The organism is Cupriavidus sp. Met-2 (assembly GCF_049843575.1).
Taxonomy (GTDB): domain Bacteria; phylum Pseudomonadota; class Gammaproteobacteria; order Burkholderiales; family Burkholderiaceae; genus Cupriavidus; species Cupriavidus metallidurans.
This window is the reverse complement of the sequence record NZ_JBBHZL010000005.1, coordinates 210,295-235,168: the sequence shown is the minus strand read 5'-3', so window position 1 is coordinate 235,168 and position 24,874 is coordinate 210,295. Positions and strand designations below refer to the sequence as shown.

At 62.6% G+C, this 24,874-nt stretch carries 24 protein-coding genes and 1 pseudogene; 11 read left to right on the top strand and 14 right to left on the bottom strand.

Features of this window, described 5'->3' with window-relative positions:
- The 3 genes from WD006_RS13645 to WD006_RS13635 form a co-directional block, all read right to left on the bottom strand.
- Positions 1 to 1,584, bottom strand: a complete 1,584-nt coding sequence (locus WD006_RS13645; protein WP_011519494.1) for an ABC transporter substrate-binding protein — start codon at positions 1,582 to 1,584, stop codon at positions 1 to 3.
- A 77-nt stretch (positions 1,585 to 1,661) separates the two neighbouring features.
- Positions 1,662 to 3,110 carry a M81 family metallopeptidase gene (locus tag WD006_RS13640; RefSeq protein WP_011519493.1) on the bottom strand — a complete coding sequence of 483 codons (1,449 nt, stop codon included), beginning with the start codon at positions 3,108 to 3,110 and terminating at the stop codon, positions 1,662 to 1,664.
- Positions 3,111 to 3,192: 82 nt separating this feature from the next.
- On the bottom strand, positions 3,193 to 4,350 hold the full coding sequence (locus tag WD006_RS13635; protein WP_029306540.1) for an NAD(P)/FAD-dependent oxidoreductase: 1,158 nt from the start codon (positions 4,348 to 4,350) through the stop codon (positions 3,193 to 3,195).
- Positions 4,351 to 4,550: 200 nt separating this feature from the next.
- Here WD006_RS13635 and WD006_RS13630 point away from each other — a divergent pair, with 200 nt between their 5' ends.
- A complete protein-coding gene (locus WD006_RS13630; RefSeq protein ID WP_029306539.1) occupies positions 4,551 to 5,306 on the top strand; it encodes a helix-turn-helix domain-containing protein in 756 nt (251 codons plus the stop codon).
- 42 nt (positions 5,307 to 5,348) lie between these two features.
- On the opposite strand, the gene WD006_RS13625 is transcribed toward WD006_RS13630, so the two are convergent.
- The 6 genes from WD006_RS13625 to WD006_RS13600 form a co-directional block, all read right to left on the bottom strand.
- Positions 5,349 to 5,792, bottom strand: a complete 444-nt coding sequence (locus tag WD006_RS13625; protein ID WP_011519490.1) for a cupin domain-containing protein — start codon at positions 5,790 to 5,792, stop codon at positions 5,349 to 5,351.
- A 149-nt stretch (positions 5,793 to 5,941) separates the two neighbouring features.
- Positions 5,942 to 6,640, bottom strand: a complete 699-nt coding sequence (locus WD006_RS13620; RefSeq protein WP_029306538.1) for a DUF2894 domain-containing protein — start codon at positions 6,638 to 6,640, stop codon at positions 5,942 to 5,944.
- The gene (locus tag WD006_RS13615) at positions 6,633 to 7,286 is read right to left on the bottom strand and encodes an OmpA family protein (RefSeq protein WP_029306537.1); all 654 of its coding nucleotides are present in this window, start codon (positions 7,284 to 7,286) and stop codon (positions 6,633 to 6,635) included. Before WD006_RS13615 ends, WD006_RS13620 begins: the two co-directional genes overlap by 8 nt.
- Complete coding sequence (locus tag WD006_RS13610; protein WP_425648202.1) at positions 7,283 to 10,138, bottom strand: DUF802 domain-containing protein; 2,856 nt, start codon at positions 10,136 to 10,138, stop codon at positions 7,283 to 7,285. Before WD006_RS13610 ends, WD006_RS13615 begins: the two co-directional genes overlap by 4 nt.
- Before the next feature lie 9 nt (positions 10,139 to 10,147).
- Positions 10,148 to 10,840 carry a DUF3348 domain-containing protein gene (locus WD006_RS13605; RefSeq protein ID WP_029306535.1) on the bottom strand — a complete coding sequence of 231 codons (693 nt, stop codon included), beginning with the start codon at positions 10,838 to 10,840 and terminating at the stop codon, positions 10,148 to 10,150.
- A 637-nt stretch (positions 10,841 to 11,477) separates the two neighbouring features.
- On the bottom strand, positions 11,478 to 12,536 hold the full coding sequence (locus tag WD006_RS13600) for a 3-keto-5-aminohexanoate cleavage protein (RefSeq protein WP_008652041.1): 1,059 nt from the start codon (positions 12,534 to 12,536) through the stop codon (positions 11,478 to 11,480).
- A 352-nt stretch (positions 12,537 to 12,888) separates the two neighbouring features.
- On the opposite strand from WD006_RS13600, the gene WD006_RS13595 reads away from it, so the two are divergent.
- Positions 12,889 to 13,200, top strand: a complete 312-nt coding sequence (locus WD006_RS13595; protein WP_029306534.1) for a sulfatase-like hydrolase/transferase — start codon at positions 12,889 to 12,891, stop codon at positions 13,198 to 13,200.
- A 408-nt stretch (positions 13,201 to 13,608) separates the two neighbouring features.
- On the opposite strand, the gene WD006_RS13590 is transcribed toward WD006_RS13595, so the two are convergent.
- Positions 13,609 to 14,037, bottom strand: a complete 429-nt coding sequence (locus WD006_RS13590) for a hypothetical protein (protein WP_011519485.1) — start codon at positions 14,035 to 14,037, stop codon at positions 13,609 to 13,611.
- A gap of 973 nt (positions 14,038 to 15,010) precedes the next feature.
- Here WD006_RS13590 and msuE point away from each other — a divergent pair.
- The 4 genes and pseudogenes from msuE to WD006_RS13570 form a co-directional block, all read left to right on the top strand.
- Entirely contained in the window at positions 15,011 to 15,592 is a 582-nt protein-coding gene (gene msuE, locus WD006_RS13585) for an FMN reductase (RefSeq protein WP_029306532.1), read from the top strand.
- A gap of 66 nt (positions 15,593 to 15,658) precedes the next feature.
- Complete coding sequence (locus WD006_RS13580; RefSeq protein ID WP_029306531.1) at positions 15,659 to 16,642, top strand: DUF1852 domain-containing protein; 984 nt, start codon at positions 15,659 to 15,661, stop codon at positions 16,640 to 16,642.
- Positions 16,643 to 16,671: 29 nt separating this feature from the next.
- Positions 16,672 to 17,700, top strand: a complete 1,029-nt coding sequence (locus WD006_RS13575) for a methionine synthase (RefSeq protein WP_029306530.1) — start codon at positions 16,672 to 16,674, stop codon at positions 17,698 to 17,700.
- 292 nt (positions 17,701 to 17,992) lie between these two features.
- Positions 17,993 to 18,103 (top strand): annotated as a pseudogene (locus tag WD006_RS13570) (epoxyqueuosine reductase QueH); the annotation flags it as partial.
- Positions 18,104 to 18,364: 261 nt separating this feature from the next.
- Here WD006_RS13570 and WD006_RS13565 read toward each other — a convergent pair.
- The 4 genes from WD006_RS13565 to WD006_RS13550 form a co-directional block, all read right to left on the bottom strand.
- The gene (locus tag WD006_RS13565) at positions 18,365 to 18,865 is read right to left on the bottom strand and encodes a hypothetical protein (RefSeq protein ID WP_011519481.1); all 501 of its coding nucleotides are present in this window, start codon (positions 18,863 to 18,865) and stop codon (positions 18,365 to 18,367) included.
- A 240-nt stretch (positions 18,866 to 19,105) separates the two neighbouring features.
- Positions 19,106 to 20,128, bottom strand: a complete 1,023-nt coding sequence (locus WD006_RS13560) for an acetylserotonin O-methyltransferase (protein ID WP_227874120.1) — start codon at positions 20,126 to 20,128, stop codon at positions 19,106 to 19,108.
- 4 nt (positions 20,129 to 20,132) lie between these two features.
- Positions 20,133 to 20,420: a hypothetical protein gene (locus WD006_RS13555; protein ID WP_152567199.1), complete on the bottom strand. Its 288-nt coding sequence runs from the start codon at positions 20,418 to 20,420 to the stop codon at positions 20,133 to 20,135.
- Positions 20,413 to 20,658, bottom strand: a complete 246-nt coding sequence (locus tag WD006_RS13550) for a hypothetical protein (RefSeq protein WP_141192926.1) — start codon at positions 20,656 to 20,658, stop codon at positions 20,413 to 20,415. Before WD006_RS13550 ends, WD006_RS13555 begins: the two co-directional genes overlap by 8 nt.
- Here WD006_RS13550 and WD006_RS13545 point away from each other — a divergent pair.
- The 5 genes from WD006_RS13545 (at position 20,645) to WD006_RS13525 (ending at position 24,861) form a co-directional block, all read left to right on the top strand.
- Positions 20,645 to 21,178, top strand: a complete 534-nt coding sequence (locus WD006_RS13545) for a GNAT family N-acetyltransferase (protein ID WP_029306528.1) — start codon at positions 20,645 to 20,647, stop codon at positions 21,176 to 21,178. The genes WD006_RS13550 and WD006_RS13545 overlap by 14 nt on opposite strands.
- Before the next feature lie 27 nt (positions 21,179 to 21,205).
- Positions 21,206 to 22,393 (top strand): MFS transporter, encoded by a 1,188-nt coding sequence (locus WD006_RS13540; protein ID WP_029306527.1) that lies wholly within the window; start codon positions 21,206 to 21,208, stop codon positions 22,391 to 22,393.
- A 192-nt stretch (positions 22,394 to 22,585) separates the two neighbouring features.
- Entirely contained in the window at positions 22,586 to 23,890 is a 1,305-nt protein-coding gene (locus WD006_RS13535; protein ID WP_008652000.1) for an MFS transporter, read from the top strand.
- Positions 23,887 to 24,291, top strand: a complete 405-nt coding sequence (locus WD006_RS13530) for an SRPBCC family protein (protein ID WP_029306526.1) — start codon at positions 23,887 to 23,889, stop codon at positions 24,289 to 24,291. Before WD006_RS13535 ends, WD006_RS13530 begins: the two co-directional genes overlap by 4 nt.
- A 198-nt stretch (positions 24,292 to 24,489) precedes the next feature.
- Positions 24,490 to 24,861 carry a hypothetical protein gene (locus WD006_RS13525; RefSeq protein ID WP_008651998.1) on the top strand — a complete coding sequence of 124 codons (372 nt, stop codon included), beginning with the start codon at positions 24,490 to 24,492 and terminating at the stop codon, positions 24,859 to 24,861.
- Positions 24,862 to 24,874 lie beyond the last annotated feature (13 nt).

Sequence of the window (24,874 nt, the reverse complement as noted above, 5' to 3'; positions counted from 1 at the left end):
TCAGCGGTCAAGCGCCCAGACCGTGGGTACGCCGCCCCACAGCTTGTCCAGGCCCTTCAGGTTGGCCCGCGCGGCGAACGCGGACGAGTACTGCCCGGTGTTCACGTACGGCACCGCTTCATAGGCGCGCTTCTGGAAGGCATCGAGCAGATCGCGCCGCTTGGCCGGCACCATCTCGCGCACCCACGCGCTGCGCAATTCATCCAGCGGCTTGTCGCACGGCCAGCCCGGCAGGCTGTTGCCGCAGGCGGCGCTGAGGTAGGCATTGGTAACCGGGGTGTTGACGTCGAACTCGCCTGCCACGGTCACATACATGTTCCAGCCACCGGCATCCGGCGCGTCACGCTTGGCACGTCGCGCGCCGATCGAGGCCCAGTCCATGTTCTGCATGTCGACGTTGATGCCGATGCTGCGCATGGTCTGCGCGGCCATCAGCGCCTCGGCGTTCAGCGCGGTGATGTCGGTGGGCACCAGCAACACCACCTTTTCACCCTTGTAGCCCGAGGCCGCAAGCATCTGCTTGGCCTTGGCGACGTCCGGTTTGCGGAAGGGTTCGGCGCCGGCGGCCGTGTCGTTGGGGCTGCCGCAAATGAAGTACGTGGCGCAGTAGTTCATGCGCATGTCCAGCGGGAAGCCCATGGCCGCGGTGAAGCGCTCCTGGCTGACCGCCTGCAGCAGGGCCTGGCGTACCTTCGGATTGTTGAAGGGCGGGTGCAACTGGTTCATCACCAGCATTCCCTGGTAGGTGCCGCCAGAGCCGACCTTGAGGCTGTTGTCGGAACGCAGCGGCGTGATGTAGTCCGGTGGCAACTGCTCGATCAGGTCCACCTCGCCGCGCTTGAGGGCGGCGACCGCGCTGTTGGCGTCGGGGAGGTACAGCCATTCGATGCGATCGAAGTGGCTGGTCTTGTTGCCGGCCAGACCGCTTGGTGCTTCGCGGCGGCCCGTGTAGTTGGGGTTGCGCACGAACACGGCCTTGTTGCCCGGCACCCATTCGTCGCGCTTGAACAGATAGGGACCGGAACCCACCACTTCGTTCAGCGGCGCGGTGGCCGGTTGCTTGGCCAGGCGTTCGGGCAGGATCACCGGTGGAAAGCCGGAGGGCTTGGCCAGCGCTTCCAGCACCAGCCCAAAGGGCTGCTGTAGCGTCAGCGTGAAGGTGCGTGCGTCGACGACCTTCCACTCGGCGCCGGCCTCGCCCATCGAGCGTCCCAGGCTGTCGCGCGCGCCCCAGCGCTGCAACGATGCCACTGCGTCCGCGGCGGTCACGGCGTTGCCATCGGAGAACTTCAGGCCGGGACGCAGCGTGAAGCTCCACTGTTTGCCGTCCTTGCTGCTGGTGTACTTCTCCACCATCTGCGGTTGCGGCTTGCCGGTCGCGTCCTGCGCGAACAGCGTGTCATAGACCATATAGCCGAAGTTGCGCGTGATGTAGGCCGTGGTGAAGGTCGGGTCGAGGATCTTCAGGTCGGCGTGCGGCACGATCTTCAGCGTCCTGGCGGGTGCCTGCGCCTGCGCCGGCAGGCTGGTGCCGGCCAGCAACAGGGCACCCATGACGAGAGTGGCGAGCGGTCGGTGTTGCATGTCTTGTCTCCTCCTTGTCTTGCTTTGTCCTGATGCTTGTCAGGTGTCTTGGTATTGGAGTCTCTGCGTCCCGCGAATCAGGCGGGATCGAGGGGCCACTTCGGGCGGTGAACCTTGCGGTAGGGCAGGGTACGCAGGTCCAGCGTCACCGCACCCGGCGCTCCGGCATAGATCACGTGGCGCGCGATCTTCGCGAAGGACGCGTAGAAATGCTGCGACGACTTGACCACGATGATCTTCTTTGCGGCGAGGTCGCAGCCAAGCTGGGTAAAGAGATCGGTTCCCATGGCCTGGTTGCGCAGCGTGATCAGAACGATGTCGATGCCGTTGGCCTCCACGAGCGCACTGTCGCCCATCTGCATGGGAGCGTTGGCCAGGCCGGTCATCACCATGTCGGGCATCAGCGCCTTGACTGTGCAATCCAGATCCAGCGGCTCGCCGGAGAGCGGGCTGATCTTGCCGCCGATGCGCAGCGGCAGGCGCGCGCCCACGCCGGCCTCGAACGCGATGCGTGCCGCGATTGGGTCCCACATCGGGCCGATGGCCGCATTGACGATGCCACGTTCGATCATGCGACGCAGGATGAAGGTGGAATCGCCCGCCGCGCCACCGCCCGGGTTGTCGGCGCCATCCGCCAGCACCACCGGGCCACCGTCAAAGGCCAGTGCCTCGTCCAGCGCGGCGTCGATGCGGGGGTACGGCACGTCGAGCGCCTCGCGCATGTCGATCAGTTCATCGGCCAGCCGGCGTGCGAGCGTCTGGGCCGCGGTAGCGTCGCCGTCCGTGTAGACCAGTACCCTGGTGCCCATCTCGGGTACGTCGCCCCAGGAGAATCCGTGCGCGATCGAGATCGACAGGACGCCGTTGTGGCCTTCCAGTGCCTGGATGCGGTCGACGAAGCCACGCGCAGGCTGGCGCGACGTATGCACCGTGACGATCATGCCGCAGTCGACCACCGCCGGTACCGGACGGATCTTGCCCTCCACCTTGGCCGCGCACAGGTCGACCAGTTCGATCGCGCGTTCGAGCACGTCTGTGTGCGGGTACTCCTTGAAGGCGATCAGAAGGTCGGCATGCGTGGTCATGGCGGGCGACAGGTGGCAGTGCGGATCGAGTTCCGCGCCGATCACCACATCGGGGCCGACAATGGCGCGCACCCGTTGCAGCAGGTCGCCTTCGCAGTCGTCGTAGCCATCGGCGACCATGGCGCCGTGCAGGCCGAGCAGCACCATGTCCACCGGCAGCGCCGCGCGCAGATCGGCCAGTAGTTCCTCGCGCAGCGTTTCATAAGCGTGCCGCGTGGTGGTGCCGCTGGGCTGGGCGCCGGCAACCATGCCTTCCAGCAACGTCCAGCCGCGTTCCTTGCCGCGCAGGCGCGCGGCCCACAGCGGCCCGGAGAAGAAGGTCATCTGGTCCGGATGCTGGCCGGCCGGGAAGTAACCACGGTCGCGGAACGATGCGAGCCCGGTCGGCATCGGCGCGAAAGTATTGGTCTCGGTGGCGAGGGAAGCGCTGAACACACGCACGGCTGTCTCCTGGAGTCGTTGTTGTACCTGTCGTTGTGCTTTCGTTTCGTCTGCGCGTGGCCCGTGGATGCCGGGCCCGCTGCTATGAGGCCGCGGCGCGGCGCAACCGCGCGGGCCCCAGCATTTCGGCGGTCAGCCCGAAGGACGCGGCGTGCGCGGGCACAGGCAGGCCACGCGCCAGCGCGGCGCAGGTCTCGCCCATGGCTGCGGACGTCTGGATGCCATAGCCGCCCTGCGCAGCCACCCAGAAAAAGCCGGGCGCGCGATCGTCGAAACCACCGACCAGGTCGCCGTCCGCCACGAAGGAGCGCAGGCCGGCCCAGGTACGGGCGGGATGGCGGATCGTCAGCGTGGTGGCTTCCTCGATGCGGTGGATCGCCATCGCGATATCCAGTTCCTCGGGCTGCACGTCTTGCGGCTCGACCGGGTCGGCATTGGCCGGAGAGCCGAGCAACATGCCAGCGTCGGGCTTGATGTACCAGGACTCGTCGGCGCTGTGCACCATGGGCCAGCCGTGGCTGTCGACGCCGGCGGGTGGCTGGAAAACAAAGGCCGAACGCCGGCAGGGCTGCAGGCCAAGCGGGGAGACGCCGGCCTGGCGCGCGATCACGTCGGCCCACGCACCGGCGGCATTCAGCACGACCGGCGCTTCGTAGACGGCTTGTCCCGCTTCCACGCGCCAGACATCGCCATGACGCGCGATGGCGCGGACCTCCGCGTCGCAGACCAGCTTGCCACCGGCCTGACGTATGCCACGCAGGTAGCCTTGATGGATCGCATGGACATCCATGTCGGCCGCGCCGGGCTCGTAGACCGCGCCGATCACCATCTCCGGACGCAGCACGGGCACACGTTCGCAAGCCTGCTGCGCGGTCAGCAGTTCGGCCTCTGGCGCCATCGCGCGCAGGATTTCCCAGTGTTCGTCGAGCAGGGCCTGCTGCCCGGGCGCGGCAACCATCAGCGCGCCGCGCGGCGTCAGCAGCGAATGCGTGGCAAAGCCCTGCGGCGGATTTGCGAGAAAGGCGTGGCTGGCCATCGTCAGCGCGCGCACCTGAGGCGTGCCGTAGCTTTCCATGAACAGCGCGGCGGATCGGCCGGTGGAGTGATAGCCCGGCTGGCTTTCCCGCTCCAGCACGGTGACGCTGCCGTGCGGCGCGAGCCAGTACGCGACGGAGGCGCCAGCGATACCTGCGCCGATTACCAGAAAGTCAGAGCGGAGTGGGGCCGTGGTTGCAGTCATTGGCAAGGGGTGCTTGGGGACGTTGCACGCCGGCGCAAGGCGGGGCGCAGGCTCATGGGTCCAGCGAGTGTATTCAAGAATTTGCGAATACGCAAATTGCGAATACGCAAATTATCGGATAAATTGCGGATGCCAAGGGCATACCCCTACGTGGGGGATGTGCCGGGCTCAACAACACGTCATCACGAAAGGATCCTGGCTTGAAAGAGACTAATGCCTCGGCGCACGTGGACCCGTCGCGCACGCTGGACCGGGAGACCTTCGGCAAGCGCCTGCGCGGCGCGCGCAAGGCGCTCGGCTGGACGCTGGCTCACCTTGCCGAGCTGTCCGGCGTATCCATCACCACCATCTCGCGCGCGGAGCGTGGCCAGCTTGCGCTCGGCTACGACAACTTCGCGGCCATCGGCAAAGCGCTGCAGATGGACATGGGCGAGATGTTCGCCGGAGCGGGGGAGACTGCGGCGCCATTCCAGGGGCCCATCGTCACGCGCGCCAATCAGGGCGTGGTCTATACCGGCCAGTCGATCGCCTATGAGTTTCTCTGTACCGAGGCGGCCGGCAAACAGATGAGCCCGACGGTGGCCATCGTCCACGCGCGGCACATCACGGGCCCGGAGGTCTTTGCCAGCCACCCCGGCGAGGAATTCATCTATGTGCTGAGCGGCGAAGTCGAGGTGCACTTCGCGAATGGCGAGTTCGTGCGACTGGCTCGCGGAGATTCCTTGTACTTCGATGCCCGGCTGGGACACGCCTATATCAGCGTCAGCCGGCAACTGGCACGTACCATTGGCGTGACCACCAGCGAGAGCCAGCAGATGCGCTCCGCTCAGGCGCTGCCGGCAGCGGTGTCAGGCAAGGTCAAGGAGCGGAGAGCGGTGGCCGCGCCGGGCGCAAAGGCCGTCAGCGGCAAACGTGCAGGCACCGTCGCGAAACGGGCGGTCAAGATCAAGCGTTGATCCATTGATGCGGCTGCCGCGCGATCACGCGGCCTCGGCCTGTCAACCCGGAATCGTCACGCCGCACTCCTGCGCCACCGCATGAAGCTTTTCCAGATCGGGCGGGCCCGGAGGTACCGTTTCATCGATGCGCGAGAAGAGATGCGACGCATTGCCGCCGTGGCTGGTGACAGAGATCATCTCGCCCCCGCCGGTACCGAAGCGGAACGAGTGCGTCGTGCCAGCCGGAATATGGACGAACGTGCCGGCCGGTGCCACGAAGACCTGATCGTCATAGCCGATCTCGACACTGCCCCTGGTGACGTAGAACGATTCGTCCCAGTCGTGGCTATGCGGCGGCGGCCCACTGCCTTCCTCGCCATGCTGCAGGAATACCTCGTAGCCCTGCGTGGCGGCACTTGAGGCCAGCACCGTGATTTTCTCGCCCACGACGTTGAGCGGGCGTGCGTACGCGTCCGGCGTCACTACAAATGGCTCTGGTTTCATGGCTCGCTACCCAGTCGGTCAGGAATCGGATGACTCGGTACTGCGAGGGTGACTATGCGCGTGTCGCGGTATTGCACCGTGCGGTTGCGCACAGACGGAGCCATGGTGATTGCCGCTACGCAAAGCCTACGCCTTGCGCGCCGGCCCTTTCAGACAATGCCGCTTCCCGTCTTGCCCGATTTGGCGCGCGCCTTGCGTTCGGGTACCAGCGAGATGGGGTGCATCCCCTCCAGCCACGACAGCGCATCGACATACGACAGGAACTGTTCGAGATACCCGGGCGACACCTCGCGCATCAGTGACAGTGACCGATGCACCAGATGGTTCGTATTCAGCGGCCCGGCGTTCTCGGGCACACCCGCCTGCGACTGGCGCATTTGCCGGTCGACACTGACACGGGCCCAGGTGTCGCGGAAGTAGTCGGCCAGTTCCGGTTCGACGGGGGCGGCTCGCTGCGGGATGAGGGCGTTGGGCGTGTGAGCCTGAGCGTTAGCGTTAGCGTTAGCGTGGGTGTGGCTGGTGATGGCCCCAGTGGCTGGCTGCGTATGCTGCCCGAGGCGCTCCCTCAGCGCCGCGAGTTCCGCGAGAGCACTGTGCGGTTGCGACTGTGCCTCTGGCGACGCCACCTCGTCCGAAGCGCCGGCGTCACGCGCCAGCATCGCTCCATACTCCGCCACCAGCCTGGCTACCCGTGCATCGAGCAGACGGCCCGCTTCGCCGCTATAGCCGGACGCGCGTTGCGCCATCGTCTCGATAAAGCGAAAGCGGACGGGGTCCGCACGGTCTGCGCCGCTGTCGCGCCAGCCGTCGAGCAGGGTAAGGGGGTCGTGCGGGATGTCGTTATGCATGGGGTTTCGTGGCCCCGGCCCCGGCAGATACCCTCGGCACTGGCGCGATTTCCACGCGTCGGTTCTTTGCCCGGCTTTCCTCCGTGGCATTCGACGCGACTGGCTGCTGCGAGCCGAATGCCGCCGAGAAGATCGAAGCCGGGGGCAGGCCCGCTTCGATCAGCGCGCGGGTTACGGTCAGCGCTCGCTGAGCCGACAGTTCCAGGTTGTCGGCAAATCGCCGGTTGCCTTCCCTGACCTGCTGGTCGTCGGTGAAACCGCTCACCATCAGGATCTCGTCGCGCGCGCCCAGATAGGCCGACAGCGGCGCGGCAAGGCTCTTGAGCAACGCGCGGCCTTCCGGCTGCAACTGGTCGGAATTTAGCGCGAACAGCACATTGCCGCTGATGCCGATGCGTCCGTCCTTGAGCGTGACCCGGCCAGCCGCCAGCGGCCCGGCGAGCGCTTCCTCCAGCGTCTGGCGTCGCTTCAGTTCCTCCTGCCGCTGCTTGACCTCGTTCTCGAGCCGTGCCGACAGTTCGATCTGCACGCCGATCACACCCAGCAGCACCAGAACGAAGGCGCCCAGCATGACCGACATCAGGTCACCGAACACCGCCCAGGCCGGGACGGTGGGCTCCGCGCCGGCGTCGAAATCGTCCGTCATGCCGCCTCGGCTCCGGCTTGCTGCGCGGAGAACTGCTGCAGGTTCTCCAGGATCTGCTTCTGCGACAGCATGCTCAGGTCCACCACCTCGCGGGCCTGCGCCACGTAGTAAGCCAACTGCTCGTCGCTACGCATCATGGACTTGTCGAGCGCGGACTCGATACGGGTGAGGTGCTCCGCCAGCTTGTCATTCGATGCGCTGAACACCTGCACCGCCATGCCAAAGGCTTCGCCCAGGCTTGCCACTTCGACGGCGCTACCCGTGACCTGTGCCGCGATGCCATCCAGCTTGCCGGTCTCCTGCGCCACCTGCTCGGTGAAGCGCGTGCCGACGCGCTCCAGCAGGTCCGCCGTGGTCGTGACGAGCCCATCCACGGCCGCACGTTGCTCGGTGGAGGCGTGATTCACGGCATCGAGCAGCGTGCCAAGCGTTTCGAGCAGACGCCCACGCTCCTCGAGCATTGCGTTGTCGCGTGCCATGCCGTCTGTGAGCTTCTGGCGCAGTTCGGCGATGACGTCGGCGGCGGCCTTGGGTGCTTCAGTTGCGATCTGCGCCAGGCGAGCCACTTCGGCGATGGTGCCGTTGGCCTGCTCCTGCGTGTGTGTGGCGATGTCACTGGCGGTCCGGGCGAGGGCGTCGCGGATCTCCCGCTGATGCTCGGCCGATTGCGTGCTCGCCTGCTGCCATTCGTCGCGCATGGTAGCTGCCATGGTTGCCAGCGTGTCACGCCATGCGGCAAGGCGCTGTTCGTCGCGCGAGGCCAGTTCCGCTTGCAGTGTGGATGCGGCCTGCAACAGGCGGTCGATCTCGGCAACCGTGCCGGAGGCGTGCGTCTGCGCGTGAGCGGCGATGTCGTGCGCGCTTTGCGTCAGGGCATCGCGGACATCCTGCTGATGGGCGGCCGATTGCGAACTGGCCTGTTGCCATTCATCGCGCATCGTGGCGGCCATGGCTGCCAGCGTGTCGCGCCATGTGGCGAGGCGCTGTTCGTCACGTGCGGCCAGTTCCGCTTGCTGCGTGGTTGTGGTTTGCAGAAGACGGTCGATTTCGGCAAGCGTGCCGGTGGTGTGAGCCTGGGCGTGCGTGGCGATGTCGCGCGCGCTTTGCGCCAGGGCGTCACGAACGGCCTGTTGGTGGGTCGCAGATTGCGAGCTGGCCTGTTGCCACTCGTCGCGCATCGTGGCGGCCATGGCTGCCAGCGTGTCGCGCCATGTGGCGAGTCGCTGTTCGTCACGTGCGGCCAGTTCCGATTGCTGCGTGGTCGTGGTCTGTAGCAGGCGGTCGATCTCGGCAAGCGTGCCGGTCGCGTGAGCCTCGGCGTGCGTGGCAATATCGCGGGCGCTTTGCGTCAGGGCATCGCGGACATCCTGCTGATGGGCAGCCGATTGCGAGCTGGCTTGTTGCCACTCGTCGCGCATCGTGGCGGCCATAGTCGCCAGCGTGTCGCGCCACGCGGCAAGCCGCGCTTCATCGCGTTCGGCTAGCGCCGTCTGGCGCTCCGTTTCCTGTGCCGCCAATTGCGATTGCAAGTTGGCGTGCGACTGGTTGACTGTCCCGGCGACGTCGGCGGCGTGCTGCGCGAAGGCAGCCGAGGCGTCGGCCATCGCCTTGCGGTTGGCGCTGGCGAGCGATTCGCCCGTATGTTCGAGGCGCGACAGCGTGGTATCCCACGTCCTGGCGGCGTCGGCGGCGGCTGTGTCGAGGCGCGTGCTGATGCCGTCGACCAGTGCCGTCGAGCGTTGCGCGAAGGTTTCGCCGAAGCCATCAAGCGATGCGCGCAGGTCCGACGTCAGGGAGGCGTTCACCTGCTGGTGTTCGGCGAGCGCCTGACGCCAAGTCTCGGCCACGGCGGTAGTGGTGGCGCCGAAGCGGGTGGAGAGGTCGTCCAGATGCTGTCGTACGGTCTGCGTGACGGTGTCGCGCATGGTGGCGGCTTCGCGGGCGAGGCCGGTCATGGTGGTGTCCACGGCTGGCTGGATCGCCGCGCTGGCGGCCCGGGCGCTGTCCGCGATGCCTTCCTTCAGCGACTGCCCCACGGTATCGGCCAGCAGCGCGTAGGCCGCTTCGGTTCGCGTATGGAAGGCATCCTGACTGGCCGACAGCCGCTCGCCGAGGGCTTCGTTCTGGCGGGCCATCGTCGTGGCCATGGTTTCCAGCCGATCCACCAGCGTGGGCATCAGTTCGGCCTGGCGTTGCAGCAGGGCGAAGACCGTGTCGTGCTGGTGATGGCGCGAATGCGTGCGCAACGTGGTGGCGATGCGCTCGTCCAGCATCTGCGCCGCTTGCACGCGCTCGCGGCGGGCAAGCGTCGAAAGCAACCCGAGCATGGCCGAGGTGGCTACGCCAGCCACAGACGTCCCGAAGGCGAAGCCAAGACCCTTGACCGGGGCTGCCAGCGAGGCGCGGATCGCCTGCAGGTCGGCGGCGCTTTCCAGTGCGACGCCAGTGCTGCGTAGCGTGCCGACCATGCCGAGGAAGGTGCCGAGCATCCCCAGCAGCACCAGCAGGCCGACCAGATACGGCGTCATCGACGGGCCAGGAAGCGCAACGCGCTCGCCCTCCACGCGCAGGCGTACCGCATTGCGCAGGCTGGGATGCAGGCTGTCGAGCCACACGCCGAGGCTGGTCGGCGGCGCGGCCAGGTTGGCAAGCGCGACGGGCAGGGTGGCTGTGGCCTGGCGGTAGCGGCGCAGTTCGAACGCGCCGCCTACGTAAAACCCGCCAATGAGCAGCGTGACGGCCAGCGCCAGCGCATTCGTGCCCGCATAGCCGGCGCCGACCCAGCCGACGACGGCGAGGCCAGCCAGGAAGACGACGAGTGGCGCGACGAGCGGTGTGAGGTGTCTGTTCATATGGTTCGATCAGATTTCGCGCAGGGCGGCGAGCAGGGCGTCCACGGGCTGGAATCGGATTTCCAACTCGGCCAGCAATACGCTCTGCATGTCCCTGCGAAATACGTTTAGCCACGCGCCCTCGGCGTCGCGCAGCCGCGTGAAATGCGGTTCCAGCATTCCCGGCACTGCGGCAAGCACTGCCTGTTCGCGCGCGCCAAGTACCTGTTCCATGACGGCATCCAGCATGGCCAGCCGGGCTGCCTGCGGCGTGCGCGACGCCAGTGCGGCCCGCAGCCGCCCGCGCAGGCCGGCGATTTCGCGTTCCATCTGCTGCTGCAACGCGATATAGCGCTGGCGATGAACGGCGAAGTCGGCCTCGGCAGGATCGGACGCGGCTGTCCGAGTCGGCATCCGGCGGCGGCTGTCAGACGGCATGCCTTGCCCGGTAATCGCGGCGGTCAGCATGGCGCGCACATGAGTGCCGGTGGCGTCGCCGATGCCCCGTTCGCTACCCGGACGCGCCGGTGCGGCGGACGGCACTTCCGGCGGACTGCCGTTGAGCGCGGCCGACAGCGCGATGGCGTCGGTCCAGCCAAGCCACCGGCTCATTACGGCGGACAGCGACGGCACGGCGCCAGCGGCGTCGGTCTCGGTCAGGCGCGCCAGCACGCGCAGCAGTTTCGGGCCGCTGAAACCCGTGCGCTGTGGCACTTGCGTCATGTCGGCAGGATGGGAAAAAGGGGGGAGTTTACACGGTCGCGGCTATGGCGGACGCGGCGCCGGGAGGCGGGTTGCCATTTATCACAGCGTGGTGGCTGCGGTGATGGGTGATTTGGTGATTGGGGGGCAGCGCCTGGAGGGCGGGTGGCATCGAGGGCCATGGCCTGAGTGGGTGCTTGGGGAGGGGGTGAAGGGTGTTGTAGAACGTGTTGGCGAGGGCGGCTTTCGGCGACCAGAAACCTTCGGTGCGTGCAACAGAAAAGACCATCGGCCGTTCCCGAGCGAAGTAGCGTCGTCGCTCCGATGTCTAGGTGTTATTAGCTAGCTGCCCCGCGATATTGCTTGTTGGAAAGTGGCAATCAATGGAGGCGCGCGTCAATCGGATAGGCTCCAGCCACGATGGTCGGGTCGGGCAGTCCTGTCTTGTGCAGGTCCTTCAACTAGTGGCTGAAATTGGGGCAACGCCGCCTTTGGCGCGCGGACCATCGAATTCCCGCTCCTGGCCCGACTCAGCCGCCAGCCATCAGCCCTCTGCGGAAGCCGGCGATGAGCCAAGAAAAACGCCCTCTCAAATTGAGAGGGCGGCGCAGACATCGACGTTCGAAGGGGCACTAAGGCCCGAAGAGCAGAAGCCTGATCAGGCAGCCTTCTGCAGGAAGCCTTGACGTCCACCGTTTCGATTGGGTGCGAACCCGTTGGCCTCCAGCGATTCTTCTACCGTGTCATAGAACACGCCGATCTTGCACATTTCGCGCGCTTCCTTAGCGGTAGCGATCGGGCGGCTCAGCTCGCGAGAGATGCGCACCAGTTGCTCGATCTGTGCTGCGGTGCCAATCTTCTTCGTCCGCGTCTGGTTCCAGAGATTATCTTCCGTGCCGCAGCGAACATGCAGCCCCATTGCAATACCGATGGTGTTGACGGGCAGCACGTTGAGTACCGAGCTTTCCACCGTCACGACTGCGCCATCCGGCACACCGCGCATGAAGTTGGCGAGGCTGTAGACGGTCGGCGAGTCCATGCCGCCGCCAATCGCCACCCAGTTCATGACTAGCGGGCCTTTGTAGATCCCGCGGCGCATCAGCCGCTCCACGGACTCGAAGCTGTTGACGTTGTAGCACTGGAAGGCGCTCTGGATCCCCGCTGCGGTCAGGCGGCGGACGTGCTCCTCCACCCAGCCCGGCTGCGCCGGCACGGTCATCTCTTTGTACGCATTGAAGACCGCGGGATCCTCCATCGAGCTGCCCACGATGTCGCGGTGGTCGAACTGCTCGAGAACGTTCATCTGCGACGTATTGACGGTGACCGTCACTTGGTCGGGCTTGGGGTCGAGTTCGGCCAGCATGTGGCGCGTGTCGTCCGAGAGCCACTTTGCTGCCGCGCCTTCGGTTTCAGGAGCGAAACTGATGGATCCGCCGACCTGGATAATCATCTCCGGCACGCGGGCGCGGACGCCTGCGATAAGCTCATTGAACTTGGACAGACGCTTGGAGCCCTTACCGTCGAGTTCGCGCACATGAAGGTGCAGCACGGTGGCGCCGGCGTTGTAGCAATCCACTGCTTTCTGGATTTGCTCCTCCATGGTGACAGGGATCTCCTCGGGAAAGTCCGACGGAACCCACGAGGGCGCATAAGGCGCAGCGGTGATGATCAGCGGTTGCTGGTTTTCGGGGAACAGGTGTCCGTCAAGAAAGTTCATGGCAGGTCCGGGAAGAGAGATTGTGGAGCTTGGCTTTTGGCGCTACCACTTCCAGCAAATATGAAGTACGGGAAGTACCGGCTTGGTGCTCCTGTCGATCAAGAACTGCCACAGGCTCGGGGTAGCGCTGCCGGGTTTAATCGAGACCGATACCGACTGGCCCCAACCCAGCCATTATTTGCGAAGATCAATCCGTTCATTTGTCATATGGGGACATAGATTTAACGAACCGGGACACCCCCTCGGAACCCCTAAGTAAAGACGCGAGGCGAAATGCACTCCCCTCGAGCAGGCGGGATAAAAGCGGCCGCCAGGGTAGGGCGGCGAGGTGGTCTTCCAGAGTCAGGTGAGGATGGGCATCGTCCCCCCGGATACAAAACTGACGCCAAGGCCGGACTGGGTGCCCACATGGGACAACCTCAATGCTGAGCAGAAGAAACTCTATGCCGCGTTCATGGAGAACTATGCCGGATACTTCGCCTTCACTGACCGCGAAGTTGGACGACTGCTTGACGCGGTCAAGCAACTCCCGGATGCCGACAACACACTGATCATCTACGTTGTCGGCGACAACGGCGCGTCTGGCGAAGGTGGCTCCGATGGTACGTTCAACGAGACCAAGTCACTGAACGGCGTGCCAACGCCGATTGAGGACAACCTGTAACGAGTCGCGCAACTGGGCGGCCCCGAATCGGAACCGCACTACCCTATAGGCTGGGCCCGGGCAGGCAACACGCCTTTTCAGTGGAGGAAACAGGTAGTGCCGCACTTGGGCGGATCGCGGAATCCGACGGTTGTGTCATGGCCGGCGCGGATCAATCCCGACGACAAGCCCCGTGATGCGCTCCTTCACCTGATGGACGTTATGCCAACCATTCTCGAGGCGCCGCACATTTCAATGCCGAAGACGGTCAATGGCATCGTGCAGAAGCCACCTGCCGGCAACTCATTTCTCGCTATGTGCCACAGGAAGATCGCGTGCAGCTTTCCCTTGTAGGAACAGCCATCACAACACGCGACCGTGCGCAAAGCCCGGTGATGCCGTCCCTTATCTCGGATTGTCCGCCTGCTGTCAGGCCATTTCACTGACAGCTTCGTCAGCCAGCGCGACCTCGGTCTCGTCGGTCATCGTGTTTGCCGCAATATTGCTGTCGACTTCGGAAACCAAGTCGCCCAGTCCGATGGCGACAGTGATATTCGGCGTCCAGTTCTTGCGGTCGGTGCTGACCTCGGCAAACGTGGTCACCGTCGCGGTATAGCCCTGCGCTCTGAGGTCTTCGGCTAGCCGTTGCGCGCGCGGTTCCAGCGCTGCTTGCGGATTGTCTTCGTTGATGTCGAGTACCAGTTTGGTCTCGAATTCTTCCTTGCCCTTCTGGATTGCCGTTTGCATCGCCTTGAGTTGCTTGTTCGCGAGCGCGACGAGCTTGCTGTACCTGGATTCTTCCTGGCTGGCGCGCAGTGCCTTGGCGGCGTTGATGATTTCGGTGCGGTCCACGAACATGATTGCCTTTCGAGGTGGAGGAGAGAAAGAGCAGGCGCCGCTCGGGCTCGACTGCAGGAGCCAGCTTTTCCGGGGTGCGGCGACAACTGTATAAATATACAGTGTTCGCCCGCGAACCCGCAAGGAGTAAAGGGTGAAAGTCTCTGACAGAGGAAGATCGGACGAATCGCGCTGTGGTTGATACGTCCTGACCAAAAGCGGCGCTGCTTGGAACTGTTCGAGTCCCGCACTGGTGGGAATGCGCGAGACCTCTCCTGGGTCCGGCTGAGGCTCGGTAGCTTGTAGTTGCCCGATGCAGGCCGTTGTGCAAGGTCCGCCCTAGGGGAGCAACGGGCTGCTCAGGCCCAGGCGTCACGAAGACCAAGTCGAGATGTGCTGACAGACGCCTCCATCTGGGAGGTGGACTCGACCACTTTGGCGATCTCCGCCTCGCGTGCCCCCAGGAGGATCTGTTTGGCGATGCCGCGCACGCTCAGTCCACGGGCACCACGTCCATCTTGGCCGTCAACACCTCTTGTTGCGCGACTTGCCAAACGTCGCCGACGTGGATGCGTTCAATCGGCGATATGAATTGTATTCATCGATGTGTGAGTTTTAACCATTTTACTTCATGCGCGGCTATCGCTAGCATCCGCTCCTACTGTTTGTTCGCATTCACCGGAGCCCCATGGCCATTATTCACAAGCTCGGATTGCGCCGGCGTTTAAGCAGGTTTCGCCGTTGAGCGGTGGCTTGCTGCCTTATCTCCAACGTGGCGGATTGGCAAAGCATGCTCAAAACCGTGCAGCAGGTTTGCACCATCCTTGACGGGATGGCAGCAAATGGCGAGCAACGCGCCGCCTTGGCCAAACGATCCGCGCGAGCAACGACGATGGCCTGCTGTCAATGCGCACTGTTGGCTTAGTCAACGTGCTGGCATCGGTGCACATCGGGTTTCCCGGCGCCGCGCAGATTAATCCATATGAACGCCAAAATGACACTTCCACTCCGCGTCGTAGCGGTCTCCGGTGGGCTGCAACGTCCCTCCAAGTCTGCTGCCCTGGCAGAGCACCTGTTGGACCTGATCGCCGAAGAAGTCCTGTGCGAACCGCGCCTGGTCGAAGTGGGTCAGCTCGCGCCGCAGCTTGCCGGTGCAGTCTGGCGCTCTCAACTGCCTGACACGGTGGAGCGGGAACTTGCGGCAGTCGAGCAGGCTGACGTCCTAGTGGTGGCAACACCGGTCTTCCGCGGTTCCTACACGGGGCTGTTCAAGCATTTCTTCGACTTCATTGATCAGGATGCATTGATCGACAAGCCAGTCTTGTTGGCTGCCACTGGCGGCAGCGAACGCCATGCCCTGATGATCGACCACCAGTTGCGGCCGCTGTTCAGCTTCTTCCAAGCACGTACCTTGCCGTTGGGCGTCTACGCGACCGACAAGGATTTCGTCGACTACCGTCTGCAGAACGGGGCCCTGATCCAGCGGGCCAGACTGGCGGTCCAACGTGCACTGCCGTTGGTCGAACTGACACGCCATACAAGATCTGCCAATGTTGAGGAAGTGGTCGCGGCCTGAAGCACGGGCTCAATAAGCAAGAAATAGATTCAAGTTTTCTATCAGAAACCGGGGCATCAGATGGCAATGAATAAAGCGTTTACATTTAGGATCAAGAACATTTGTTTTGATGAAAACTATCAGCCATCGGAAAATACCCGCATAACAACCAACTTTGCTAATCTGGCCCGCGGAGAGAGTCGCCAGGAAAACTTGCGCAACACGCTAAGGATGATTGACAACCGTTTCAATAACCTGGCGTATTGGGATAATCCGAGTGGCGATCGTTATTCTGTCAATCTCGAGATCATTTCCGTAGAGATGGGCGTTGATACCCAAGATGGTAGCGAAGTGTTTCCGTTGATTGAGATATTGAAAACCAATATCATCGACAAAAAGACCGGCGAACGCATAGACGGTATTGCGGGAAATAATTTTTCCTCTTACGTTCGCGATTACGACTTCAGTGTATTGCTGCCAGAGCACAATAACAATAAATCCACATTCAGCACGCCTGATGATTTCGGCGATTTGCACGGAAAGCTATTCAAGTGCTTTGTAAACTCAGATGTTTACAAAGAGAACTTCAATAAGCCGCCCGTCATCTGCATCAGCGCCTCAAGCAGCAAGACTTATCATCGAACCGAAAACAGGCACCCCATACTGGGCGTCGAGTATCAACAAAACGAATCCTCCTCGACAGATCAGTATTTCGAAAAGATGGGGTTGCAGGTTAGGTTTTTCATGCCTCCCAATAGTTCTGCACCATTGGCCTTCTACTTTCTCGGTGATCTGCTCCTTGATTACACCAATCTTGAGCTTATCGGCACCATCAGCACGATGGAGACATTTCAAAAAATTTATCGGCCCGAGATTTACAACGCCAATTCTTCGGCAGGGAAGGTATATCAACCTAGCTTGAAGAACCAGGATTATTCATTGACGCAAATTGTCTATGACCGGGTGGAGCGTAGTCAGCTGGCTATTAAGCAGGGAAAGTTTGCAGAGGAGCGCTTTATCAAACCATACAAGAACATTCTCGAACAATGGGCTGATAATTACGCTCTCTAATCAATCAAGAACATACGAGGTCATTTGCCATGAAAAAACTACTTCCTACCTCGACTGCCGGCAGCTTGCCCAAACCTTCCTGGCTTGCGCAACCCGAGAAACTTTGGTCGCCCTGGAAGCTACAAGACGATGAGCTAATTGAGGGCAAGCAAGATGCCTTGCGTTTGTCACTGCAAGAACAGCAGCAAGCAGGCATTGATATTGTCAGTGATGGCGAGCAAACTCGTCAGCATTTTGTCACCACGTTTATTGAAAATCTAAGCGGGGTTGATTTCGAGAAACGTGAGACCGTTAGAATTCGCGACCGGTACGATGCGAGCGTGCCGACAGTCGTTGGCGCTGTGAGCCGCCAGAAGCCCGTTTTTGTTGAAGACGCCAAGTTTCTGCGTCAGCAAACCAGGCAACCCATTAAATGGGCCCTGCCGGGTCCCATGACGATGATTGATACGCTCTATGATAACCATTATAAGAGTCGCGAAAAGCTAGCCTGGGAGTTCGCTGCAATTCTCAATCAAGAAGCCAGGGAGCTAGAGGCCGCTGGCGTTGATATTATTCAATTTGACGAGCCTGCATTCAATGTTTTCTTTGATGAAGTGAACGATTGGGGCGTTGCCACGCTGGAAAGGGCGATTGAAGGGATTAAATGTGAAACTGCTGTCCATATTTGTTATGGTTACGGCATCAAGGCCAATACTGACTGGAAAAAGACGCTGGGGTCTGAGTGGCGTCAGTATGAAGAATCTTTTCCCAAGCTGCAGAAATCCAGCATCGATATTGTCTCGCTGGAATGCCACAATTCTCATGTTCCAATTGACCTGATTGAACTCATTCGCGGCAAGAAGGTGATGGTAGGGGCCATTGACGTGGCAACTAATACCATTGAGACTCCAGAAGAAGTCGCTAATACCCTACGGAAGGCGCTTCGGTTCGTGGATGCCGACAAGCTCTATCCTTGCACTAACTGTGGCATGGCGCCCTTACCTCGCGGAGTGGCAAGAGGCAAGCTAAATGCTCTCAGTGCGGGCGCGGAAATCATCCGAGGGGAACTCTCGGCCTAGTGCTGAGCTAAAGCAGGAAGTGGTGCGGAGGGATTGAACCGGTAGATTGAAGGCCGTGGAATGGGCTGCTGCTGGTTCCGTTGATATCGGCCAATGTTCTATCGCGCGGAACTGACTGGTCCGCTGTTAGTTCGGCCCCTCCCTCCAAAATCCTTCCGTGGCCTGCACCCGCTGATCACGCTTGGTGCTCAGGTATCCCGCATTGGCGCGCTGGCATCGTGATACCTGCCCGGTGGCTACAAGCATTGCCAAAGCCTGTCACTGCCATCGCCATTGCGCGAGGAGCCAACTGATGAACACCACCATCGAACGCAAGCCGCTTCCGCTGCCCGGCGGTCACGACAAGGTGCTGCTGCATTCCTGCTGCGCGCCCTGCTCGGGCGAGGTCATGGAGGCCATGCTGATCGTCTGGCCACCGGCCTGACAGAAGCGCATGGAATGGTGAGCCTGCATTTCTTTCCATTCGGAGGCATCGCACAGTCTGTAAGGTGGATAGAGCAGTACCGCGCTCGCACGGAGCCCCTACGCTTTTGATTTGCACCCTTAGTGGCAGATTCAGTGCAACTCACCAAGCTGCGCGAAGCTCGGCTCCGGTTTTGAGGTGCGATCTTCGTATTGTCTGCAATCCAGGTGTGTATGTTGAGGGGTCACTCTGGCTACCCCGTCAATGCCGGATCTGACCAAATCCGCCATCGGCCCATCTTGTTGCGCTTTCCGTCGTCAAACGAAAGTCCGGTTGCACATTGACGCTTGCGAGAACGTCCCCGAACGAATCAATGGCCGTCAGTGTGCCGAACGGCTCGAATTCGTCTGGCGTGATCGCCAGCCTGACATTCACGAGCTGCGAGGCGATCTCGATGGAGACTTGCTTGTTGAGCCGTGCGTGCAGTTGCTGCTCGTGCCGGCGGATGACCTCGGATGCCGTCTTCACTAATGTCTGGTGTGCGGCTGCGTCGAGCGGCTTCGGATCGACCTTGTTTCTGCCCATTGTCCACGGGCCAACGAGGGCAGGTTCCGCGCTGCCGTCGCGGAACATCTCGACCGCCCACCCCTCGCCGTCCTCGTTCTTCACCACCTTCGCCGTCCAGCCTTTGTCTCGCCAAAGCCGGGGCTCATGGATTTGAGAGGTGTCGTCTTCCAAAAAGGCGGTGTCGTCTTGGGACATGGAATTGGTCGTCAAGGAATTGGGGGAGGCGGTCCGTCGCTGCGGGCCGGGGGCTGCTGAGTCGAGATACTGTACAAATATACAGTGTATGGTGCATCTGCCGCAAGGGGGAGAACTCGTGGAGCGACGGCCTCGGGAGGGGTGCAGTACATCAGTGCGCTTTCTTCGTACTCAATCCGAATTCCGTAGCGTCGGGGACCCAAACGCACCAGCTCGACATTCTCAACGCAACCGTCCTCTTCACCCCGCACGCAACACCAGAATGCTCCCGAGCGACCGGAGACGCACGACCTCTTCAAGCGTCAGGCCGCCGGCTTGAATGATGGCTTTCCATTCGGTCAAGGTGCGTTCGCGCCCCCGGCTGCCGACGAACATCTGCATGTCGAACGATGCGCTGGAGATGTCGGCGCCTTTTTCCGGAACAACGATCTCCAGGATTGCCGCGCGGGCGCCGCTGTTGCCGATGGCTTCGCGCAGCCGTAGTAATGCCTGCACGCAGGTAGGGTCGTCAAAGCCATGCAGGACGGCCGAGTACAGGTAGACATCCTTCGGACCTGCTGCAGGCAGGCTTTCAAACAGATCCGCAGCCTGAAATTGCAGGCGTTCGAGGCCATCCGCATGGTGCTCTGCCCAGTAGCGTTGGGCTTCCTCGATGACCTGGGGCCGATCCACGATCAGTGCCGTCAACCTGGGATGGCGTCGCAGGATCGCCAGCGACTTGGTGCCCCGTGATCCGCCAACGTCGATGATGCGGTCGAACCGGGCCCAATCCAGATCCGTGGCAAAGCCGTCGCCAGCCAGTGCCTCGACGCTGTTCATGGCTTCCGAGAAAAGCTGGTCGAAATCGGCGTGATGGTCCAGGTAATCAAACAGGTCCTCGCCGTGGCTGAGTTGAAACGGCGGCGTGCCACTGCGGATGCCGGCCTCCAGTTGCTCGAACCATGGGCGGCTCATGGTTTCCGAGTTGTGCATCAGGATCATGGCCCGGACGCTTTGGGGATCGTCACTCGCCAGGCACCGGGAGAGCTTGTTGTTGCGGAAGACCATGGGGGCCGTTTCCTCGAAGATGCCCATGGCTGCAAGCAATCGCATCAGGCGTCCGAGCGCATCTTCATTGGCGCCGACCCGGCTGGCCAGCGCAGATGCCGTCAGGGTTGTCGTTCCCAGGACAGTCGCCAGGTCCAGCTTCGCCGCCACGTAGAGCGCTTTCGATTGCCAGTAGGCCGAGCCGATCTGCACCAGCCGGAAAGGTGCTGGCGTCATCCTCTCAGTGATCGATTGAAGCCAGGCGCCGAACCTCATGGCCTTGGCGAATCGGCGCACGGCACCTGCGTTCATCTGGAACGTCATGCTCATTCTCCTTGGCGAATTGGGCAATGCGGTGGGTCGTGACGTGGTGATAGTCGTCGGCGAGGACGCCATCCAGCGCGGCCTTGATCAAGCGGATGCGGACGGATTCTGTAGCGTTCTGATCTTTCACGGCCGGCTCGGGCGATTCTGACAAAGGTAGGTTATCAGCCGCAAAGGTGCGAGCAGAAGCGCTTTCGTCAATCATTTCCGGGGAGATGATCGATATCGCGGTGGGCACCGACCTCGGGGTCGGACGTGACGTCCACGTTGATCGGGGCTTCCAGATGCGCGATGTCAAGCCGGCGGGCGGTCACGTCGGTGGCTACCAGTTGGGCAGGGCTTGCGATGTGCCCGATTGCAAAGGTCGAAGAGGTAGCGGATGCTTGCGTCTGCGCCTGAAAAGGTGGAACAGGAAACAAGGGGTAAACAATGTCAGAAATCACGATTCGCGATGCCACGCCGGACGACATGGAAGCGGTTTGCGAGATCTATAACGATGCGGTGGCGAACACCACGGCGATCTGGAACGAAGTGCTGGTCGACGTGGACAATCGCAAGGACTGGCTGGCCGCGCGCCGCAAGGCGGGCTTTCCGGTGCTGGTTGCGCAGGACGAGGTGGGGGCCGTGGTGGGCTATGCGTCGTTTGGCGACTGGCGTGCTTTCGACGGCTACCGCCATACGGTGGAGCATTCGGTCTATATCCGGAACGACCAGCGGGGCCGGGGCATTGCCGGCCTGATGATGAAGGCGCTCATCGAGCGCGCGCGCGACCTGAACAAGCACATCATGGTGGGCGCCATCGAGGCCGGAAATGCCAGTTCGATCCGCCTGCACGAGAAGCTTGGCTTCGAGCAGGTCGGCCTGATGAAGGAGGTTGGCATGAAGTTCGGCAAGTGGCTCGACCTGGTATTCATGCAGCTCAATATCGATCATCGCAGCACCCCGGACGTCGCCCAGCGGTAATCCCGCAGGCTCGGATCGAACACAACCGTGAAACGGGGATCCGTTCAATTCTCGCCGGTGCTGACGATCGCCATTGCGCAGCTGTTCGGCACGTCACTCTGGTTCAGCGCCAACAGTGCCGCCGACGACCTCGTTCGGACGTGGGGGCTGACGGCAGCCAACATCGGCACGCTGACGGCGGCGGTCCAGGCCGGGTTCATTCTCGGCACCATGGCTTTCGCCTTGCTGGGGCTCGCCGACAGGTTCTCCGCGAGCCGGATCTTCGGTCTGGCGGCCCTGCTCGGGGCAGGGTTCAACGCGTGGTTCGCCTGCCTGTCCGGTGATTTCTCTGCCGCCATCGCGCTTCGGTTCGCGGTAGGGGTGTGCCTGGCGGGAATCTATCCGATCGGCATGAAGCTGGTCATCAGTTGGGCGCCGGACAGGGCGGGCGCGGCGCTGGCATTGCTGGTGGGAATGCTGACGCTGGGGACCGCGCTGCCACACGGCTTGCGTATCGCGGCTGCCCAGTGGCCCTGGCAGTACGTCATGGCGGGCTCGTCGGTGCTGGCCTGTGCGGCGGCGGTGCTGGTGCTCTGCCTGGGCAATGGGCCGCATCTGCCGGTGCGCCGGCATGGTGCGCCAAGTCCCGGCAATCCGCTGCGCGCCTTTCGCGATCGCCGGTTCAGAGCGGTGGCGGTGGGCTACTTCGGGCATATGTGGGAGCTCTACGCGTTCTGGACGGTATTGCCGATGCTCGTCGCCCGCTCGTCGCTGCCGTCCGTTTTCGGTGGACTCAGTATTTCCACGCTGGCATTCGCGATCATCGGCATCGGCGCCCTTGGCTGCATTGCGGGCGGCCTGCTGACCCGCTGGGTGGATAGCGCCGGCGTGGCGCTGGGCGCGTTGACGATCTCCGGCACCTGCTGCCTGCTCTTGCCATTCGCAGCCGATGCGCTATCGCCGGGTTGGCTGCTGTTCTTCTTCCTGGTCTGGGGGGCGACCGTCATTGCGGACTCGCCACAGTTCTCGGCCCTGGCGGCCAGGGCCTGCCCGCCAACGTTGGTTGGGGGCGCGCTTGCCATTCAGAATTCGATCGGATTCGCGCTGACCGTGGTGTCCATTGCGCTGGCGTCCACATACCTCGGCGAACTGGGGTTGAAGACTTCCTGGATTCTGCTGCCGGGCCCGATACTGGGCATTCTGGGCTTCCTGTTACTTCGTCGCCGCCCGGCGTGAATGGAAACCCACCCATGCGGCGGGATCAAGGGGCGGACACCTGAGCGCGGTGCGACCACGTTTTCTTACCTACACTTATTTCGAGCAGCCGCCGTGTGCTGTCACGGGCACTCCAAGGCGCCGTGCTGCTAGCCGTTCCGGTCGCAGGACCAGAGCGAATCACCATCGCAGTCTTGCCGCGTGGATACGACGATGCTGGCCGCTTCAGGTCATCAGGGCTCCGAGGGCAACGACCGAACCTTGCTGTACTTTGGTTGGCTGACCCTGTTCATCTATCTGGCGACGCCGGCTGGCGCGCTCGTCGATATCCAGACGTCGTATGTCCTCAAGAACGAGTTGCACGCGACGGCAACGCAGATCTCCACATTTCGGCTAGTGACGGGCATCCCCGTCTATGTGGCGTTCGTTTTCGGACTGGCGCGGGACCAATGGAACCCGCTCGGGTTACGGGATCGCGGCTACTTCCTGATATTCGCGCCGATGACCGCGCTGGCCTGCGTCTGGATGGCGTATTCGGGGTTCTCGTACACCGGGCTGCTGGCCGGGACCCTGATGGCCATGCTGGCATTCCGGTTCGTCGCGGCCGCCTATCAGGGGCTGATCGCCCTGGTCGGCCAGGAAAAGCTCATGTCCGGCCGCCTGAGCGCGCTGTGGAACGTGATCGGGTCCGTTCCGGTCGTGGCGGGCGCCTTTGCTTCCGGCTATGTTTCCGACCATCTGGCGGCGGCGGAAGCGTTCTTCCTGGTGGCGATTGTCAATCTGCTGATCGTCGCGCTAGCGCTCTGGAAACCCCCGTCGGTCTTCGGCCAGATCTATGACAGGCCCCTGGCCCGCGCCACCGATTTCGTCGGGAACGTCAGGCGGCTGGTCAGACACAAGGCCGTCTATCCGGCAGTGCTGATCTGCTTTCTGTGGAACTTCGCCCCGGGCTCGGCCACGCCGCTGCAGTTCTACCTGACCAACGAATTGCACGCGTCGGACTCCGTTTACTCGTACTACAACGGCATCTTCGCTGCCGCATTTGTGCCGACGTTCCTGCTTTATGGCTATCTGTGCAAGCGGGTGGCGCTGAACAGGCTGCTTTGGTGGGGCACGATCATCGCCGTGCCGCAGATGGTCCCGTTGGCGTTCATCCATTCCGCCGACCTTGCGCTGGTGCTGGCCGCGCCAATCGGGCTGATGGGCGGCATCGCCACGGCAGCCTATCTCGACCTTGCGATGCGGTCGTGCCCGCCCGGCCTGCAAGGCACCCTGATGATGCTGGTGGACGGGGTGCTCGCGCTCTCGGGGCGCGCTGGCGATCTGCTGGGCTCCTGGATCTACAATAGCGTGCCCTCGCACGGATTCACCTACTGCGTGATTGCCACCACCGCCGTGTATGGGCTGATCCTGGCCGTGATCCCGCTGGCGCCGAAAGCGCTGATTGCCACCCGGGATGGCGAGCCAGCCTTGACGGCGCAAGCCGAGGCCTTGAACGAGAGTCGGGAGAGTCTATGAACGTTACCGTTGAAACCACTGTTGCAGCGCCTGTCGGAAAGGTGTGGCACGCCTATACGACGCCGGAAGACATCAAGCAATGGAATGCCGCGTCCGACGACTGGCACACCACGGCCGCCACGGTTGACTTGCGGGAGGGGGGTGCCTTCTCTTCGCGGATGGAGGCCAAGGACGGCAGTATGGGTTTCGATTTCGCCGGTACCTACACGAAGGTCGTGGAAAACAAGCTGATCGAATACGCGTTCGGGGACCGGGCTGCCAAGGTCGAGTTCCTCGAGGCACCGCAGGGGGTCACGGTGCGGGTGAGCTTCGTCGCCGAGACGGAGTACCCGGTCGAGCAGCAGCAACAAGGCTGGCAGGCCATCCTGAACAACTTCAAGCGCCACGTGGAATCGCATTGAGATGCGTCTGCAACGCCGTTGGCGTTGCTCCACGGACCTGGCACCTGCATTGACGCCCGCTTTTGCGGGCGTTTTTCCTGGGCCTCGGAAGTTCTATGCTTGAGGTACGGGATGGACTGGGCGTATTGCCCGGCCAGACTCGGGCCACGACGACCAGCACGTCTGCAGTCACGGCCCAGGAAGCAGGGCGGTGACGATATGAACCGGTTCTACGCAATGGTTGCGGTGTGCGGCCTCATGGCCGCCTGCGTATCGACTGGTATCGATGTCAAGCCCGAGCAGATGCAGAGCTTCATCCTGGGCTTCTCCACCCTCGACGACGTGACCGGGCAACTCGGCAATCCAACCTCGCAGGCGACGACCAGCGACGGGGCGATCGTGCTGGTCTACGCGTATGCGACCTCGAAGCCGCATCCGGAGAGCTTTCTTCCCTTTATCGGTCCGCTGTTCGCCGGCGGCGACATCCTGTCGTCGACGGTGCTGTTCGAGTTCGATCAGAACGGCGTACTCCGGAGCGAGCGCAGGACGACTTCCAGCGGCGCCACGGGCCTAACCGTCCTGCCGCATTGAGTCAGGTGTGAAC